Raw genomic sequence first — 15,971 nt, forward strand, 5'->3', positions numbered from 1 at the left:
GCCTTCGTGCCGGGTGTTTTGTTTTTGTGCGCCACCTGTCACAAGCCTGTCATGAGCCCCGTTTATCGCCGCGCATCATGACTGACATCACGCCCCCGCTGTTCTCCTTCGGCATCGTCGCCGATCCCCAATATGCCGACATTGCCCCGCGCCCGGAAATGGGCCGGTATTATGCCGAAAGCCCCAAAAAACTGGCGCAGGCGATAGACGTCTTCAACGGGCGTGATCTCGCATTCGTCGTCACGCTGGGCGACATCATCGACCGCGGGTTCGAAAACTTCGAAACCATGCTGGCCGTTTACGCGAACCTGCGGCACCGTTCGATCCTGCTGCCGGGCAATCACGATTTTGCCGTGAATGCCGAACTTTTGCCGGAGGTCCACGCACGGCTCGGCATGCCGTCGCCATGGTACGATTTCGCCGTCGGCAAGATGCGTTTTGTCGTGCTGGACGGAAACGATGTCAGTCTGTTCGCACCGCCGGTTGGCGATCCGCGCCGCAGGATTGCGCAGGAGCGTCTGAGCGCGCTGCGTGACGCAGGCGCGATCAATGCGCAGGACTGGAATGCTTCGCTGAGCGATGAGCAGTTTGCGTGGCTGGGTGATGTTCTCTCAACGGCGGATGCGGCAGGAGAGCGCGTTGTCGTGTTCTGCCATTATCCGCTGTCCCCGGAAAACGCTCATAACATGTGGGATTCGCCGCGCATCATCGATCTCCTGACCTCGCGTGCCTGCGTTGCCGCCTGGTTCTGCGGTCACAACCACGAGGGCAATTACGGCACGGTGAACGGCAGGCATTTCGTCAACTTCAAGGGCATGGTAGATACGCCCGACGAAAACGCCTTCGCCATCGCTGATGTCTACACCGACCGGATCGAAATCAACGGTTTTGGCCGTGAAGAAGACCGGTCGTTAGCTTTTTGACGCGACCGCTCTCGGCTGGTTGATCTCCCAGCCGCTGATCCAGAGCTGCCGCAAAGCTTCGCCTTCATTTCTGAAGAACGAGCCGGTGCTATTGCATGCAACGACGCGATCTGACCTGAAGTTACGGATCGCCTGCCTCAGTTCGCACCACGCGACGATGTTGGTTGTCTCGGAGTAATAGATAACGGCGATGGGCCGGACCCTTCTTTGGGTTTCCATGCCGCTTTCGTCGTGATAGGCAAGGTCGAGCTTTTCTTCGTCGCGCACCGCCCGCCGTACCATGCCAAGGTCGATGCTTTGCGGCACGGGCGCGACGCTTCCCCAGGCGTGCAGCGCATTGGCCGAAAGGGTGCGCGACAGGGGTTCTGGAAGGGAAGCGGCGATCTTGTCGCTAACCCGTTTTGCCGCCTGCCGCAACTCCGTGTCGGCGGTTCGGTCGATGAGTGCAAGCGCGAGGACGATGGCCTCCGTTTCCTCGATGGAGAACATCAGCGCCGGAAGATTGAAGCCTGGCCGCAGGATATAGCCGACCCCGCGCTCGCCTTCGATCGGCACGCGCATGGTCTGGAGCGCCACGATATCGCGATAGACCGAGCGTGGCGTCACCTCCAACGCATCGGCGATCTGCTGCGCCGTCACGGGTTTGCGCGCCACCCGCAGGATCTGGATGATCTCGAACAGTCTCGATGCCTTGCGCATTGCAGTTTTCCGCCCGCTCTCCCCACACAACTGACACAACGCTGTCAGTTGGCCTTTCCTATAAGCGATAAAACACATTGAGAAGCATGGTGTTTCCTGAATGTGGTCCGTTCCGTTATGGGGAGATACTGACATGAGTTACGCGGAAAATCTCTGGCTTTTCTTTCTGGTGCTGTTTGGCATCGTCATCCTGCCCGGCATGGATATGCTGTTCGTTCTGGCAAGCGCTCTGACGGGTGGCCGGAAAACCGGCCTGTCGGCGGCCAGCGGCATGAGCGCGGGCGGCATCGTGCATTCCCTTTACGGTGCAGCGGGCGTCGGCGCGTTCGCGGCATGGATGCCGTCGCTGTTCAAGCCGCTTCTGGTGGTCGGTGCGGTCTATATGGTGTGGATCGGTATCAGTCTGGTGCGCAGTTCCATCGTTGTGAGTGGCGGCGAGGCAGATGCCAGCGCGTCGGCCAGAAAGGCCTTCTGGCGGGCGATGCTGACATGTCTGTCGAATCCCAAGGCTTATCTGTTCATGATGGCGATCTATCCGCAGTTCCTCAAACCCGCCTATGGGCCGATCTGGCTACAGGGCGCGGTGATGGGGGTCATGGTCGCGGCCACGCAGTTTGCGGTCTATGGCGGGCTGGCGTTGACGGCGGGCAGAAGCAGGGCCTGGCTTGTATCCTCGCCAGCCGCCACGGTCTTCATCGGTCGTGCGGCCGGTGTCATGCTGGTTGCAGTGGCGCTGCTGACCCTATGGGAAGGGTTGTCCTAGTCTGCTGTTTTTACGCTGAATTTCACTTCAATGTGACTTCTTTTTGCCCAACGGAACAGGCATCCTCGCCGCGTTCGTATCAAGCCCGTTACCAGTCGGGATCAAGGAGAGAATTCATGAAACTGAAAACCATCACGGCGGCGATGCTGTTCGGCTGTCTTTGCGCCGGTGCGGTTTACGCGGCCGGCGAAGTCGAAAAGCGCGAAGGAATGATGAAGCAGATCGGCGGCTCGATGGGGGCGCTTTCCGCTATTGCAAAGGGGCAGAAGCCCTTTGACGCCGAAGCGGTGAAGGCGGCCGTGACGACCATCAGCACCAATGCCAAGGCTTTCCCTGACCAGTTCCCTGCCGGAACCGAGGCAGGCAGTACCGCTGCCCCCGCCATCTGGCAAAACTTCGAGGACTTCAAGGCCAAGTCTGCCAAGCTGGGGGAAGATGCCGACGCTATTCTTGCCAGCATGCCCGTTGACCAGGCGGGCGTTGCAACCGCCATGCAGAGCCTGGGCGACGACTGCGGCACCTGCCACCAGACCTATCGTCTGAAGAAGTGAGTTGATTGTGCCGGGAAAGCCGCCTGGGGGCGGCTTTCTGTGGTCGCGGAACTCTGTGAATGGTCCTGAGACGGGGAGAGGGGTATGCCTTCCATCTGGACGAAACTCGCAGGCGGTGGCGTGCTGGCCGCAGCCGCCGGTTTTGGCATTTTTATGTTGATTACGGCGCCGGAGCGCCAGCCGCCAAGCCACTGGGTAAGCCTTGGCGAGCCTGATCTTGCCAATGGTGAAACACTGTTCTGGGCGGGCGGCTGCGCCAGCTGCCACGCCGCTCCGGGCGCGACCGGCGATGCGCTGCTGACGCTGGGTGGAGGCCAGGCGCTGCCAAGCCCGTTCGGAACCTTCCATGTGCCGAACATTTCGGCGGATCCGCAGCACGGCATCGGCGGCTGGACGCTGGCGCAGTTCGGTGACGCCATGACGCGTGGCGTCGGCAGGGATGGCGAACATCTCTATCCGTCTTTCCCTTATGCTTCCTATGCCCGCATGACGCCCAAGGACATAAACGATCTGTTCGGCTATCTGAAAGCGCTTCCCGCAAGCCAGAACGATGCTCCGGATCATGATCTGCCATTCCCGTTCAATATCCGTCTGGTGCTTGGCGGCTGGAAGTTCCTGTATTTCGACAAGGGCGCGCCGCATGTCGAACTTGCCAATGCCGATGCCGAATTGCTTCGCGGCCAATATCTCGTCGAGGGACCGGGCCATTGCGGCGAGTGTCACACGCCACGCAATGCGCTGGGCGGTTTCCTTCCCGGCAAATGGCTGGCTGGCGGTCCCAATCCGGAAGGCGAAGGACAGATCCCCGACATTACCCCGGCATCGAAAAGCATCGGCTCATGGGCTGCGGCCGATATTGCCAGCTATCTCGAAACCGGATTCACGCCCGAATTCGACAGTGTTGGCGGATCCATGGTCAAGGTGCAGCAGAACATGGCGCACCTGACGGCGGAAGACAGGGAAGCGATCGCCGCATACCTCAAAGCTGTTCCGGCACGTTGATCGGGGAGGCATTGACTCTCCGGTTTCTCCGGCGGATAACAGGATCGTGATGGTTCCTTCCGGGTTTCCGGAAGGTGAAAAGGGAACACGATAGGGAGCGATCCTCATTCGTGGCTGCCCCCGCAACTGTGAGCGGAGAGCCTGAGACGAAAATGCCACTGATCGGCTGTATGAACCGGAACCGCGAGGTCTGGTCCATGTGGGGATAAACCGATCGGGAAGGCGTTTCAGGTTTTGACCCGCGAGCCAGGAGACCTGCCCTCACGGAAATGTCCATGCCGGCGGGGTGTCCGGAGCAGCAGGATCTCAGGTGCGGGCAACTGCGCCTGTATCAGTCTCGCATTCCCCGTGGTGATTTGTATCGAATGCGTTCGTGTGGCCTGATCCGCCGCCTGTCCGCTTCACAATGGCGCGAAATGCGCCGGGAGAGGCTCACCATGTCCATCAACCAGAATACGGCCAATGCGGCCGTTTCAGCAAAAAACACCAGCGTCGCGCAGTCCCTGACGGCGATCATGCTTGGCCTGTTCGTCGTCGGTTTTGTCGGTTTCTCGCATGTCGAGGCCGTTCACAATGCAGCGCACGACACGCGCCACGCCAATGCGTTCCCTTGCCACTAGAGCTTTCTGACGTCCGGGTCACGCCACCCGGAAGATTGAAGATGCTCGAGAACTGAAAAATGGGGCATGATGGCATTCGAAAGCCAGCGGTGCTTTCACGTTCATGCTCCTGAAAGGGAAATTGCATGTCTGCTTTTCGTAATATCGTTTTTACATCCGTGCTTGTGGGGCTGATTGGCGGCGTTGCCGTCTCCGCCATGCAGGCAGTCGGAACCACGCCGCTCATCCTCCAGGCGGAAACCTATGAAAGTGCCGGTGGTGAAGCGCCGCACAGCCACGATGCGGCACCTGCAGCCGGGGCAGAGGCGACGGCTCAGGCCGCTGCACATAGCCACGAGCATGATGCTGAGGCATGGTCGCCAGCCGACGGCTTTGAGCGTACGGCCTATACGCTTGCCGCCAATGTTCTGACGGCGATCGGTTATGCGCTCGTCCTGACCGGCCTTCTGTCGCTGCGCGGCACGAATGGCGGCTGGCGCGAAGGCTTGCTCTGGGGCGTCGCCGGTTTCGTGGCCGTCATGCTCGCGCCGATGGTCGGCCTTCCGCCGGAACTGCCGGGAAGCCCGGCTGCGGAACTGGCTGCGCGTCAGACATGGTGGATTGCAACCGTCGCCGCGACCGCTGGCGGCATCGCGCTCATCGCCTTCCGGCGTGAGCCTTGGGCGGCGCTCCTTGCGGTGGTTCTCATCGTGGCACCACATGTCGTCGGTGCGCCCTTGCCGCCCGAAGGCGAACACGCGCTGGCGCCTCTGCCTCTGGAGCGTCAGTTCATCGTGGCCGCAACGGTGACGAGCTTCGTGTTCTGGGCGCTGATCGGTACCTTGAGCGCGTTCTTCCTGAAGCGCTTCCAGTCGGTTTGATGACATGCAGGACGCAGCGCACTGGAGCGATGGACTCGATGCACTGCGTTTTGCCGTTCCTGGTCACGGCGCGTCCTGCGCCGTGCATCGCCTTGCCTTCAAGGCGCTGCTGAAAACCGAGCCCGATAAGGTCGCCGCTCTGGCTTTTTTCAATGAGCATCATGCTACCTTCATCGCCGCCGCTCACGCCAAGATCGACCGGCTCCATCTGCCTTCCGACCGCAGCCTGCATCTGAACAGCCGCGATATCCGTCGCGCCATGGCTGGCGAGGGCATTGATATCGTCGCCCGCATCTGCCGTGTCCTGGATCAGGCCGGATAAACGCCTTTACCGATGCTCTGCCGCAAAAACTCTCAATTCCGCTTCGGCCTCCGGACCAAAGAGGCCAAGGGCTTTGAGAATTTCCGCAGCGAAGCTGACCGGCGCGCTGCCGGGTGCCGTGACGAAGCCGCCATCGCTGACGGCCTGCGATTGAGCGCGATAGAGGTGCTCGCCCCGATAGCCGGGATAGGCACGGTGCGAACCCAGCGAATTGCCGGTATGGGCAACGTCGTTGAGGACACCGGTTCCCGCCAGTGCACTTGCCGCAGCGCAGATGCCTCCGATCACGCGGCCCCTGTCTCGGAAGCGGTGGACGAGGCTGGCGATATCGGCAGCCGTCCCCTTTTCCCAGCTCATGCCGCCGGGAATGACCAGCGCATCGGTGTCTGCCGGATCGAGTGCATCATAACCCGCGTGCGGGGTCACGTTCAGCCCGCCCATCGAAACAACCGGCTGTCCGTCCGGCGACGCATAACAGATCTCGACGCCCAGATAGCTGCGCGCCGCGGCAGTAAGCAGCGCTGGCTCCCAGTCGGCGAAATCCTGCGCGAAGGCAATGGCGATCCGTGTCATGGCTGTCTCCGTTGAAGGAAATCAGGCGATGGACTGCATGTAGCGCATGCCGGTGACCGGACGTGGGATGAAGTCCATGTTTTCATAGAAACGATGTGCGGCGATGTTGCCGGTGGCGGCGCCGACCGAAAGATAGTCGCAACCGAGACGCTTGGCGATATCGCGGGCGCGGGCGACGAGATGCTGGCCGGTGCCGTGGCCACGATGACCGTCACGGACGAAAAGATGATGCAGCTCGAGGCCGCGGCGGCCTTCCTGCGCCCTGTAGAGCGGCACAAGCAGAGCGTAGCCGATCAGTTCGCCATCAGCTTCGGCAACGAGGCCGTGGACCCAGGGCAGGGTACCGAACAGGTCACGCTCGAGCTTTTCGGGCGTCATCGCCGACGCGTCGCCGTGATGGGAGGCAAGCAGCGTGATCATCTCGTTGAGTTCGGGCAGATCGGCCTTGCGCGCGCCGCGAATGATGACGACGGGCGGTCTTGGCAGGGTAAGGGAGCTATCTTCGGTCATTTTCTGGTCCTTCGGTTTTATTGGTGCCGTCAGGACGCTTGAAAACAACAAAGCCGCCTGACGGCGGCTTGTTGACAATATGATCTTGTCGAGCCGCCCTTTACAGGTAGGCCCAAAAGTACGAGCAGGAGATGGGTGCGCGTTCGTTGATCATGCGCAATGCATGCGCTCGAATCGAAAATCTGTCAAGCCCTGTTTCCGCGATCAGTGTTCGCCATGGCACATGCCATGATCTGAGAGCGCACGGATGACGTAGCAATCCTCGATCGAATGACCGTCGCAATGGGAAACGATGCGCTCCAGTTCGTGTTCGAGCTTCTTCAGCCGGGCGATCTTTTCGCGCACATCGGCAAGGTGCTCGGCGGCGATACGGTCCGCACCTTCACAGGGCAGTTCGCGATGCTGGCTAAGTGCGATCAGTTCGCGGATGGCGTCGATGTTGAGGCCAAGATCGCGCGCATGGCGAATGAAGGCTAGGCGCTCGAGGTCGGATTTCCCGTAACGGCGCTGGTTGCCCTCCGAGCGTTCCGCCTCTCGGATGAGGCCCATCTGCTCGTAATAACGGATCGTCGGCACCTTGACGCCGGTACGTTTGGAAAGTTCGCCGATCGAGTACATGTATATCTCCATAGCTATAGCGACTGGAGATATAGGTTTTTCCCGCTGATTGCAACATTACAGGATGAATGTCGTCCGCTGTTTGTCATCGTCATTTGCGGCCACCTGATTGTCCGGGGCAAGCGACTTCTTGATGGCGTCGGCGATCTTGTCCTCGATGATCTTGCGTTCATCGGCAGGCAGCGCGGCAAGTTCGTCTTCGCTGATACCCATCTGTTCCAGCGCTTGGGCGCGGATCATTTCGGCGGGCGTCATGCGGGACCATTCCTGAAGTTCGACCAGAAGACGGTCGGTGGAACTCGGCTCGGCGGCTTCCCCGGAAAGCGTGGTGCGCACGGCCTGTGAGCTGTCCATGTCCCAGAGGGCGGAGGCAAGCGAGGCGGAACTCGCTCCGCTTATGTCATCGCTTCCGACGGAGGGAGGTTGGTTGCTGGCGACCGGCTGCGCAGGCACGGCACCGGGCGATGCAAATCCGGCGTCGATTGTCAGGTCCCGCATCCTGGAACGCGTCAGATAATAGCTGTCCGAGTTTGAGATTGTGGTCACTGCGATTCTCCTTCCCGCAATCCGCGTGACTGACCTCTATGATGCGAAGCATTCGCGAGGGTTGTGTCCCCGTGGTTGCGGCGTGGAGAATGCCACTTCCCATCCGGCCCCAAGAATAGTATACCCCCCTATAGTATATGGAGCGTGATGATGTCGCATACCATTCGAGACAAGGACAAGCTGCTGGCCCGCATCCGCCGCCTCAAGGGGCAGATGGACGCGGTGGAGCGTGCGCTGGAAAGCGGAAAACCCTGCGGCGATGTTTTGCAATTGCTGGCTTCGGTGCGCGGTGCGCTGACCGGGCTGACGGGCGAGATCATGCATGAGCATCTGCATGAGCATGTCGTCCACGCCGAGAGTGAAGATGAACGGGCACGTGCGGCAGAAGAACTCGCTGCCGTGCTCAAGACCTATATCCGATAACAGCTGCAGGGCAGGGCATCATGACGATGACTTCCGATACATTCTCGACGGTTTCCCACGAGCATGTTTTTCTGGGTGAGAACCACGACCGCAACGCACGGCGCGTCTGGATGGTGATTGCGCTGACGACGGTGATGATGATCGCCGAGATCGTCGCGGGGAGCTGGTTCGGCTCCATGGCGCTGACGGCCGATGGCTGGCACATGTCGACCCACGCCGGCGCGATGCTGATTTCCGCGCTGGCCTATATGTATGCACGCCGCGAAATGAAAAATCCGCGCTTCACCTTCGGGACCGGCAAGTTTGGCGATCTGGCGGGTTTTGCGAGTGCCGTGGTGCTGGCCGTCGTGGCCCTGATGATCGCCTGGGAGAGCGCCCTTCGTTTCATCGATCCGGTCGAGATCGATTTCAACCAGGCGATCCTCGTCGCGGTGGTGGGCCTCGTCGTCAACCTCGTGAGCGCATGGTTGCTGAAGGACGATCATCATCACCATGGGCACGATCACGGCCATTCCCATACTCATGGAAGCCATGCTCATCATGGCGACCACGCACACCACGGCGAACATGCTCACCACAAAAGTCATGGCGGCAGGGATAACAACCTGCGCGCGGCTTATCTGCATGTGATTGCGGACGCGCTGACCTCGGTTCTCGCCATCCTGGCGTTGCTGCTTGGCAAATGGAACGGGTGGTCGTTTCTGGATCCCGCCATGGGCATTGTAGGCGGGCTTGTCATAGCCCGCTGGTCATGGGGGCTGATCCGTGTAACGGCGGCGACGCTTGTCGATGCCGTACCGATGGCGGAAGATCTGCCAAAGGAAATCCGTGAGAGGGTGGAGACGGACGAAGACCGGATTACCGATCTGCATGTCTGGCAGGTTGGTCCCGGCCATCACGCCGCGATCGTCGCCATTCGCTCGCAGGTGCCGAAAGAGCCAGCTTTCTACAAGCGGAAACTTGCAGCGATACATGAGCTTTCGCATGTCACGGTAGAGGTCAACCCCGTAACGGCCTGAAAAGAATCGTCAAAGCACATCGTCTGAAAGCGTCGGGCGGTTTTGCGATCACGGCATGCGGGAATATGGGGAAGTGAAGCGTAGGCGTTGATCTGAAAGAACGCGCTGACGCTTTACTCTCCGGAATGCTCTGAATACGCGCTACGAACCCACTCGGCCTGTGCTTCCGCCTTGTCTTCGGCAGAGGCGTGTGCCTGTACGTCCACATAGCCCGGTGCATTGGTGCTGCCCACGGCCCAGAGCATGTTCGCCAGCGATGTGGAAAGCACCGTGCTGGAAACAGTCGGGTTGCCCGGACCGCGCTTCACGGCCTGCTCCTCGGCGGCATTCGGCTTGCCGCCTGTTTTTTCCACGTCCCGGACACGTTGATAATTGTATCCGCTGAGGCTGCTATCGATCTGCATTGCAGTGATCCCGCGTTAAAAAGTTAACAAATGGTTAACGTGGATAGCTTGTCTGAAACTTGCAGATATTGCGTTGCAGCGACGTATTGGCTTGACAGCATGGAAAGTGGTGCTTCGTTTTTGTATTGTCCGGTCTTGTAAAATAGGAAAACGCCTCGAATGATCCGATTCCCGGACACATAAAGTCCCTCGCAACGTGAGTCGCGAGGGACATGGAAGAATCAGGCCAGTTGTTTTTCCGGCGTTGCTGTTTGGATTTCGTCGAACGTAGCCTCAGGCTCCTCGCGTTCAGCCTCCGGCTCCTGCGCCGCCGGTGTCACCATCGCTGCCACCAGCGTTTCGATGCCGATGGTGCCGACCGGCTTGCCATCCTCGTCGACCACATGCGCGGTCGTCTCGTTGGCCTCGGAAAGATCGCGGGCGATGGTTTCCAGCGTCGCCGTTTCCGGCACAGGCATGCCTTCCGGCTTGGCGACCAGCGGCTCCATGACGGTCGTCGCCTGCAGCACGCGGCCACGGTTGACGTCGCGCACGAAGTCGCTGACGTACCCGTCTGCGGGCGAAAGGATGATGCTCTGCCCGTCGCCCTGCTGCACCACTTCACCGTCTTTCAAGATGGCGATGTGGTCGCCCAGACGCAGCGCCTCATCCAGATCGTGGGTGATGAACACCACCGTCTTCTGCAGTTCCTGCTGGAGATCGAGCAGCATCGTCTGCATGTCGACGCGGATCAGCGGATCGAGCGCCGAATAGGCTTCGTCCATCAGCAGGATGTCGGCATCGTTGCTCAGCGCGCGGGCAAGGCCGACACGTTGCTGCATGCCGCCGGACAGCTGGTTCGGATAATAGTCCTCATATCCGGAAAGCCCGACGCGCTCCAGCCAGTAACGGCCTTTCTCTTCGCTCGTCTTGCGCGGCACGCCCTGGATATCGAGGCCGTAGACGCTGTTTTCCAGAACGGTACGATGCGGCAGCAGGCCGAATTTCTGGAACACCATCGCCGTCTTATGGCGGCGGAATTTCCTGAGTGCGGAAGCATTCATCGAGCAGATATCCTGCCCGTCATAGAGCACCTCACCGGCAGTCGGGTCGATCAGCCGGTTGATATGGCGGATCAGTGTTGACTTGCCGGAACCCGATAGCCCCATGACGACGGTGATCTTGCCGCCCGGCATGGTGATGTTGATGTCGTTGAGGCCAAGCACATGGTTGTGCCTGTCGTTCAGTTCGGTCTTGTCCATGCCGGCGCGCACCGCTTCGAGGTATTTCTCGGGATGTTTGCCGAAGATCTTGTAGAGATTCTTGATTTCGATGCTTTTAGCCATGGCTGACCTCGCGGTGTTTCTGGAGACGTTTGCCGAATGCCTGGCTGGCACGGTCGAACATGATGGCGATGGCCACCAGCGCGAAGCCGTTCAGGAAACCGATCGTAAAGAACTGGTTGTTGATGGCCTGAAGCACGTTCTTGCCAAGCCCGCCGACGCCGACCATCGAGGCCACGACGACCATGGCGAGCGCCATCATGATGGTCTGGTTGATGCCGGTCATGATAGTGGGCAGGGCCAGCGGAAGCTGCACGTTGAACAGTTTCTGCCTGTTCGAGGAACCGAACGCGTCGGCCGCTTCCAGCACTTCCCGGTCCACAAGGCGGATGCCAAGGCTGGTGAGACGAATGACCGGCGGAATGGCGTAGATGACGACGGCAATCAGGCCCGGCACCTTGCCGATGCCGAAAATCACGACCACCGGGATCAGGTATACGAAGCTCGGCAGCGTCTGCATCACGTCGAGTATGGGGTTGATGATGCGCTGCATTCGATCCGACCGGCCCATGACGATGCCCAGCGGCAGGCCGATGACCATTGCGATGAGGGTCGCGATCGCAACGATGGAAAGCGTCGTCATCGCATCGCGCCACAGGCCGACGGCGCCGATGAGGCAGAGCGACAGGGCCGTTCCGGCGGTGATGCGGATGCTGCGCCCGGCAAGATGCACCAGAGCCAGGATGCACAGGAAGATGATGATCCACGGTGTCTGAATGAAGAAGCGTTCCGATGAGTTCAGGAACAGCTGCAGCGGATGCACCACAGTATCGATGACGTCGCCGTAGTTGCGAACGATATCGCGGAAGCCGTCATCGATTGTCTTGCGTGCCACGCGCATGGTGCTGTTGCTGATGGCCGGAAACTTGCAGAACATGTCCGGCATGTAGTCGCATAAGGCCATTATTGTTGTTTTCCTTATTGTCGCTCTCTACAGGGAGCAGAATGGCGGCGTTCCGGGATGTCGCGCCGCCCGATTGGAAATGCCCATAGCCGTTCAAACCACGGTTGGTTTGAAGGGATAGGGGCGAACGAAGGCAATCCGCCGGGTAGTGTTCCCGGCGGCTGCATGGTCTTCGGTAGTCAGGGTCAGATCGAAGCCTTGATCTTTTCCGCCACTTCGGGCGAAACCCACTTCGACCAGATGTCCTCGTGGTTCTCGAGGAAGTAGGCTGCACCGTCTTCGTTGGTGCCCTGGTTTTCGTCCATCCAGGCGAGGATTTCGGCAACCGTGCCGTTGTCCCACTGACGCTTTTTCACGTAGTCGGCCGAAGCGCCTGCCTTTTCGGCAAAGTCCTTGGTGACGACGGTGAAGACGTCAGCGACCGGATAGGCATTGGGCTTGGGATCGGCGCAATCCACCTTTGCGGTGCAGGCGTCGAAGGCCGCACGGTCGAGTTCAACGCCGTCGTCCAGTTTCACCATCTCGTATTTGCCGAGAATGGCCGTTGGCGCCCAGTAGTAGCCGAGCCAGCCCTGCTTCTTTTCAAAGGCGTTGGCGATGGAGCCGTCAAGACCGGCGGCAGAGCCGGTGTCAACCAGCGAGAAGCCCTTCTTGTCGCCTTCGCGAGCCTTGTAGAGATTGGTCGTCGTGACCTGGCAGTTCCAGCCGGACGGGCAGTTGTGGACCGCGCCCTTGCTGGCATCTTCAGGGGCGGGGAAGAGGTCGGGACGCTTCAGCGCGTCTTCCACGGTTTTGATGTCGGGATTGGCGTCCGCAACGAATTTCGGAATCCACCAGCCCTCGACGCCGCCGTCGGTCAGTATCTTGGTGGTTTCAACGAGGCGGCCTTCCTTGATGGCTGCATCGAGCGGATCGCGGACCGCATTCACCCACAGTTCGGGCGCCATATCCGGCTGGCCCTTTTCGTTCATGGAGGCGAAGGTCGGCATTGTGTCGCCGCTGACGATGTTGACCGTGCAGTCGTAGCCGTTTTCCATGATGAACTTGTCGACATAAGCCGCAACACCCGCGGATGCCCAGTTCATTTCGGCGATTGAGATTGAGCCGCATTCTTCTGCGGCGTTGGCGGAACCCGCTGCACCGGCAGCGATGACGAAGCCCGTGACGAGAATGGTCGAGGCGAGGAGTTTCTTCATGGTTATAAGACCCCCAAGTCTGTGCAGTGTTTTAAACAGGCATACCGGGGCACTGCAAAGCCCGGCCTGCCAGAGCGTCGACCTTGAGGCGCGACGCATTGCGAAACCCGTGAAGTGCCGTTCGTGCCGGCGCTACAGGGCAGACTGACATGGCGCTGGAAAAGCCGGAAAAGACCGGCCGGAAGAATAGTCGCAAAGCGAGCGACAAGGGCGCCGCGAAACGGGCGGCGAAAATGCGCATAAATATGTCAACGAGCTGAATAATAAGGCTGAAACGTGATATTGCAACCCAAGGCATCGCATTGCTGCCATGCACATGATTTGCGGAACCATTTCGAGATTTGTTTATACTTAGAATTTGTGCGGATTATTCTTTATTGCTTCTTGGTTATTCGGAAAATAGAAATAAGATTCCTTGTTAGGCAAATAGTAACCGAAGCGAGCGGCAAGTAGTAAAATATTCTGGAAAAAACGTCCCGCAAAGTGCGGTTGGACGGTATTTTTCTCCGAAATGGAGTGGCGGACGGCCATTTTGGCCGTCCGCCGATGTTGCCGGGTCAGGCGGCGGCCTTGTCCGCCACCTTCAGCGCGAAGGCATATTCGAAAGCGATTTCCTCAAGCCGCTGGAAGCGTCCGGATTTGCCGCCATGACCTGCCGCCATGTTGGTCTTGAGCAGGATGGGAGCATCGCCAACGGTCTTCTCGCGCAGCTTCGCCACCCATTTTGTCGGTTCCCAATAGGTCACACGCGGGTCGGTAAGCCCGGAGATCGCCAGGATCGGCGGATAGGATTTCGCGCCGACATTGTCGTAGGGCGAATAGGCGGCGATCCACTGGTACTCCTCTTCCGATTCCAGCGGGTTGCCCCACTCCGGCCATTCCGGCGGCGTCAGCGGCAGGGTGTCGTCCAGCATGGTGGTCAGAACATCCACGAAAGGAACGGCGGCGATGATACCCGCGAATTTCTCCGGTGCCATGTTGGCGACGGCGCCCATCAGCATGCCGCCCGCCGAACCGCCTTCGGCAATGATCCCGCCATAGGACGTGAAGCCTTCCTGAACCAGATGATCCGCAGCCGCGATGAAGTCCTTGAAGGTGTTCTGCTTGTGCTCCATCTTGCCGGTTTCGTACCATTCGAAACCCTTTTCCTTGCCGCCGCGGATATGCGCGATGGCGTAGACGAAACCGCGATCTGCCAGCGACAGGTTGTTGGTGCTGAAAGAGGCCGGAATGGTGATGCCGTAAGCGCCGTAACCGTAGAGCAGGCAGGGTGCCGAGCCATCCAGCGGCGTATCCTTGCGGTAAAGTAGGGAAACGGGAACCAGCGCGCCGTCATGCGACGGGGCCATGATGCGTCGTGTCACGTAGTCGTCCGGGTTGTGGCCGGACGGCACTTCCTGCGTTTTCAGAAGCGTGCGCTCGCGCGTGACCATGTTGTAGTCGAAAAGCTGCGAAGGCGTCGTCATCGACGAATAGGAAAAACGGATGACGTCGGTGTCGTATTCGGCGGCGCCATGCAGTCCGAGCGAATAGGCTTCCTCGGCAAAGGCGATGGCATGTTCCTGGCCCGTCGCCCGGTCGCGGATGATGATGCGCGGCAGGCCGTCGCGGCGCTCGAGCCAGATCAGGTGGCGGGCATAGGCGTCGACGGACAGAATGAGGCGACCCGGCTCGTGCGGAACCACTTCCTTCCAGTTTTCCTTGCCCGGTGCGCTCACGGGAGCTTCCATGATCCGGAAATCCTTGGCCTCGCCGTCATTGGTCAGGATGAAGAAGACGTCGCCGCCTTCGGTCATCGAATATTCGATGCCTTCCTCACGCTCCGCCACGATCTTCGGCTCGGCCAGCAGGTCCTTGGTCGAGAGAAGGCGATATTCGCTCGTCTCGTGGTCGTGAATGTCGATGAAGATGAAGTCGTCCAGCACAGACGCGCCGACGCCCATGAAGAAGCCGGGGTCTTTCTCCTCATAGACCAGACGGTCTGCGGATTGCGGCTGGCCGATGATGTGGTGGAAGACCTTGGAAGGGCGATGGTTCTCGTCCTGCAATGTGTAGAATAAGCTCTTGCCATCCGGCGCCCATGCGCCGCCGCCGCCGGTGTTCTCGATCACGTCGTCAAGGTCTTCTCCGGTCGCCAGATCGCGGATGCGCAGCGTGAAATATTCCGAGCCCTTGTCGTCATAGCTCCAGATGCCGCGGCTGTGGTCGGTGGACTGATCCAGCCCGCCCAGCCGGAAATAGTCCTTGCCCTCGGCTTCCTTGTCGCCGTTGAGCAGAACGTGCTTTTCACCACCATCGCGCGGCGTGCGGAAATAATGCGGTTGCTCGCCGCCGGTTACGAACAGCGTTCCGTAGGCATAAGGGCCGTCATTGACCGGCACGGAAGAATCGTCCTGCTTGATGCGGCCCTTCATTTCTTCGAAAAGCTTTTCCTGAAGCGCCTTGGTGTCACCCATGGCCGCTTCCATATAGGCATTTTCCGCTTCCAGATGGGCCCGGATGGCTGGGTCGAGAAGGGTTGGATCCTTGAACATGGCCTGCCAGTTGTCGGCCCGGAACCAGGCATAGTCATCCGTGCGGGTAATGCCATGATGCGTGTCGCTGACCGGTTTTTTCTCGGCAGTCGGCGCGGCGGGCAGGTTTTTGAAAATGGACAAGGGAAACTCGCTTTCGTAACAAAATCGGTCGTCGTTGCCAGAGATGTAGAGTGCGGCTC

General features: G+C 59.7%; 19 protein-coding genes and 1 riboswitch. Of the genes, 9 read left to right on the forward strand and 10 right to left on the reverse strand.

The window, feature by feature from the left end; all coding sequences use genetic code 11:
- The first annotated feature begins 77 nt into the window (after nucleotides 1-77).
- Entirely contained in the window at nucleotides 78-923 is an 846-nt protein-coding gene (locus N7578_RS13200) for a metallophosphoesterase (protein ID WP_311110767.1), read from the forward strand.
- Here N7578_RS13200 and N7578_RS13205 read toward each other — a convergent pair.
- Complete coding sequence (locus tag N7578_RS13205; RefSeq protein WP_311110768.1) at nucleotides 912-1,622, reverse strand: YafY family protein; 711 nt, start codon at nucleotides 1,620-1,622, stop codon at nucleotides 912-914. The genes N7578_RS13200 and N7578_RS13205 overlap by 12 nt on opposite strands.
- Before the next feature lie 133 nt (nucleotides 1,623-1,755).
- Here N7578_RS13205 and N7578_RS13210 point away from each other — a divergent pair, with 133 nt between their 5' ends.
- The 6 genes from N7578_RS13210 (at nucleotide 1,756) to N7578_RS13235 (ending at nucleotide 5,740) form a co-directional block, all read left to right on the forward strand.
- The gene (locus N7578_RS13210; protein ID WP_311110769.1) at nucleotides 1,756-2,385 is read left to right on the forward strand and encodes a LysE family translocator; all 630 of its coding nucleotides are present in this window, start codon (nucleotides 1,756-1,758) and stop codon (nucleotides 2,383-2,385) included.
- Between the two features lie 116 nt (nucleotides 2,386-2,501).
- Nucleotides 2,502-2,936, forward strand: coding sequence for a cytochrome c (locus tag N7578_RS13215; protein WP_311110770.1), 435 nt, complete (start codon nucleotides 2,502-2,504; stop codon nucleotides 2,934-2,936).
- Between the two features lie 84 nt (nucleotides 2,937-3,020).
- On the forward strand, nucleotides 3,021-3,938 hold the full coding sequence (locus N7578_RS13220) for a cytochrome c (RefSeq protein WP_311110771.1): 918 nt from the start codon (nucleotides 3,021-3,023) through the stop codon (nucleotides 3,936-3,938).
- A 33-nt stretch (nucleotides 3,939-3,971) separates the two neighbouring features.
- Nucleotides 3,972-4,216: riboswitch (cobalamin riboswitch) on the forward strand.
- Nucleotides 4,217-4,375: 159 nt separating this feature from the next.
- Nucleotides 4,376-4,558, forward strand: coding sequence for a CbtB domain-containing protein (locus N7578_RS13225; RefSeq protein ID WP_311110772.1), 183 nt, complete (start codon nucleotides 4,376-4,378; stop codon nucleotides 4,556-4,558).
- 125 nt (nucleotides 4,559-4,683) lie between these two features.
- A complete protein-coding gene (locus N7578_RS13230) occupies nucleotides 4,684-5,418 on the forward strand; it encodes a CbtA family protein (protein WP_311110773.1) in 735 nt (244 codons plus the stop codon).
- A gap of 4 nt (nucleotides 5,419-5,422) precedes the next feature.
- Nucleotides 5,423-5,740 carry a hypothetical protein gene (locus N7578_RS13235; RefSeq protein WP_311110774.1) on the forward strand — a complete coding sequence of 106 codons (318 nt, stop codon included), beginning with the start codon at nucleotides 5,423-5,425 and terminating at the stop codon, nucleotides 5,738-5,740.
- A gap of 6 nt (nucleotides 5,741-5,746) precedes the next feature.
- Here the strand turns inward: N7578_RS13235 and N7578_RS13240 are convergent, their stop codons facing one another.
- From N7578_RS13240 to N7578_RS13255, 4 genes are all read right to left on the reverse strand, one after another.
- Entirely contained in the window at nucleotides 5,747-6,313 is a 567-nt protein-coding gene (locus tag N7578_RS13240) for a type 1 glutamine amidotransferase family protein (protein WP_311110775.1), read from the reverse strand.
- Between the two features lie 21 nt (nucleotides 6,314-6,334).
- Nucleotides 6,335-6,823 carry a GNAT family N-acetyltransferase gene (locus N7578_RS13245; protein ID WP_311110776.1) on the reverse strand — a complete coding sequence of 163 codons (489 nt, stop codon included), beginning with the start codon at nucleotides 6,821-6,823 and terminating at the stop codon, nucleotides 6,335-6,337.
- Between the two features lie 204 nt (nucleotides 6,824-7,027).
- Nucleotides 7,028-7,441 carry a helix-turn-helix domain-containing protein gene (locus tag N7578_RS13250; RefSeq protein ID WP_311110777.1) on the reverse strand — a complete coding sequence of 138 codons (414 nt, stop codon included), beginning with the start codon at nucleotides 7,439-7,441 and terminating at the stop codon, nucleotides 7,028-7,030.
- A 57-nt stretch (nucleotides 7,442-7,498) separates the two neighbouring features.
- Nucleotides 7,499-7,987 (reverse strand): hypothetical protein, encoded by a 489-nt coding sequence (locus N7578_RS13255; RefSeq protein WP_311110778.1) that lies wholly within the window; start codon nucleotides 7,985-7,987, stop codon nucleotides 7,499-7,501.
- A 150-nt stretch (nucleotides 7,988-8,137) separates the two neighbouring features.
- Between N7578_RS13255 and dmeR the strand changes: the two genes are divergently transcribed.
- Both dmeR and dmeF read left to right on the forward strand, forming a co-directional pair.
- Complete coding sequence (gene dmeR, locus N7578_RS13260) at nucleotides 8,138-8,410, forward strand: Ni(II)/Co(II)-sensing transcriptional repressor DmeR (RefSeq protein WP_311110779.1); 273 nt, start codon at nucleotides 8,138-8,140, stop codon at nucleotides 8,408-8,410.
- Nucleotides 8,411-8,430: 20 nt separating this feature from the next.
- Nucleotides 8,431-9,429 (forward strand): CDF family Co(II)/Ni(II) efflux transporter DmeF, encoded by a 999-nt coding sequence (dmeF, locus tag N7578_RS13265; protein WP_311110780.1) that lies wholly within the window; start codon nucleotides 8,431-8,433, stop codon nucleotides 9,427-9,429.
- Nucleotides 9,430-9,542: 113 nt separating this feature from the next.
- Here the strand turns inward: dmeF and N7578_RS13270 are convergent, their stop codons facing one another.
- From N7578_RS13270 to N7578_RS13290, 5 genes are all read right to left on the reverse strand, one after another.
- On the reverse strand, nucleotides 9,543-9,833 hold the full coding sequence (locus N7578_RS13270; RefSeq protein WP_311110781.1) for a hypothetical protein: 291 nt from the start codon (nucleotides 9,831-9,833) through the stop codon (nucleotides 9,543-9,545).
- A 221-nt stretch (nucleotides 9,834-10,054) separates the two neighbouring features.
- Nucleotides 10,055-11,158: a glycine betaine/L-proline ABC transporter ATP-binding protein gene (locus tag N7578_RS13275; protein WP_311110782.1), complete on the reverse strand. Its 1,104-nt coding sequence runs from the start codon at nucleotides 11,156-11,158 to the stop codon at nucleotides 10,055-10,057.
- A complete protein-coding gene (locus tag N7578_RS13280) occupies nucleotides 11,151-12,059 on the reverse strand; it encodes a proline/glycine betaine ABC transporter permease (RefSeq protein WP_311110783.1) in 909 nt (302 codons plus the stop codon). The genes N7578_RS13275 and N7578_RS13280 overlap by 8 nt, the downstream gene beginning before the upstream one ends.
- A gap of 185 nt (nucleotides 12,060-12,244) precedes the next feature.
- On the reverse strand, nucleotides 12,245-13,255 hold the full coding sequence (locus N7578_RS13285) for an ABC transporter substrate-binding protein (RefSeq protein ID WP_311110784.1): 1,011 nt from the start codon (nucleotides 13,253-13,255) through the stop codon (nucleotides 12,245-12,247).
- Nucleotides 13,256-13,812: 557 nt separating this feature from the next.
- Nucleotides 13,813-15,912 (reverse strand): S9 family peptidase, encoded by a 2,100-nt coding sequence (locus N7578_RS13290; protein ID WP_311110785.1) that lies wholly within the window; start codon nucleotides 15,910-15,912, stop codon nucleotides 13,813-13,815.
- Nucleotides 15,913-15,971 lie beyond the last annotated feature (59 nt).

The sequence above is a fragment of the Agrobacterium tumefaciens genome, from assembly GCF_031801495.1.
GTDB lineage: Bacteria > Pseudomonadota > Alphaproteobacteria > Rhizobiales > Rhizobiaceae > Agrobacterium > Agrobacterium tumefaciens_K.

Excerpts from the sequence above, each read along its gene's own strand:
- N7578_RS13200 (WP_311110767.1), top strand. The coding sequence starts at position 78 with ATGACTGACATCACGCCCCCGCTGTTCTCCTTCGGCATCGTCGCCGAT.
- N7578_RS13205 (WP_311110768.1), bottom strand. The coding sequence starts at position 1,622 with ATGCGCAAGGCATCGAGACTGTTCGAGATCATCCAGATCCTGCGGGTG.
- N7578_RS13210 (WP_311110769.1), top strand. The coding sequence starts at position 1,756 with ATGAGTTACGCGGAAAATCTCTGGCTTTTCTTTCTGGTGCTGTTTGGC.
- N7578_RS13215 (WP_311110770.1), top strand. The coding sequence starts at position 2,502 with ATGAAACTGAAAACCATCACGGCGGCGATGCTGTTCGGCTGTCTTTGC.
- N7578_RS13220 (WP_311110771.1), top strand. The coding sequence starts at position 3,021 with ATGCCTTCCATCTGGACGAAACTCGCAGGCGGTGGCGTGCTGGCCGCA.
- N7578_RS13225 (WP_311110772.1), top strand. The coding sequence starts at position 4,376 with ATGTCCATCAACCAGAATACGGCCAATGCGGCCGTTTCAGCAAAAAAC.
- N7578_RS13230 (WP_311110773.1), top strand. The coding sequence starts at position 4,684 with ATGTCTGCTTTTCGTAATATCGTTTTTACATCCGTGCTTGTGGGGCTG.
- N7578_RS13235 (WP_311110774.1), top strand. The coding sequence starts at position 5,423 with ATGCAGGACGCAGCGCACTGGAGCGATGGACTCGATGCACTGCGTTTT.
- N7578_RS13240 (WP_311110775.1), bottom strand. The coding sequence starts at position 6,313 with ATGACACGGATCGCCATTGCCTTCGCGCAGGATTTCGCCGACTGGGAG.
- N7578_RS13245 (WP_311110776.1), bottom strand. The coding sequence starts at position 6,823 with ATGACCGAAGATAGCTCCCTTACCCTGCCAAGACCGCCCGTCGTCATC.
- N7578_RS13250 (WP_311110777.1), bottom strand. The coding sequence starts at position 7,441 with ATGTACTCGATCGGCGAACTTTCCAAACGTACCGGCGTCAAGGTGCCG.
- dmeR (WP_311110779.1), top strand. The coding sequence starts at position 8,138 with ATGTCGCATACCATTCGAGACAAGGACAAGCTGCTGGCCCGCATCCGC.
- dmeF (WP_311110780.1), top strand. The coding sequence starts at position 8,431 with ATGACGATGACTTCCGATACATTCTCGACGGTTTCCCACGAGCATGTT.
- N7578_RS13270 (WP_311110781.1), bottom strand. The coding sequence starts at position 9,833 with ATGCAGATCGATAGCAGCCTCAGCGGATACAATTATCAACGTGTCCGG.
- N7578_RS13275 (WP_311110782.1), bottom strand. The coding sequence starts at position 11,158 with ATGGCTAAAAGCATCGAAATCAAGAATCTCTACAAGATCTTCGGCAAA.
- N7578_RS13280 (WP_311110783.1), bottom strand. The coding sequence starts at position 12,059 with ATGGCCTTATGCGACTACATGCCGGACATGTTCTGCAAGTTTCCGGCC.
- N7578_RS13285 (WP_311110784.1), bottom strand. The coding sequence starts at position 13,255 with ATGAAGAAACTCCTCGCCTCGACCATTCTCGTCACGGGCTTCGTCATC.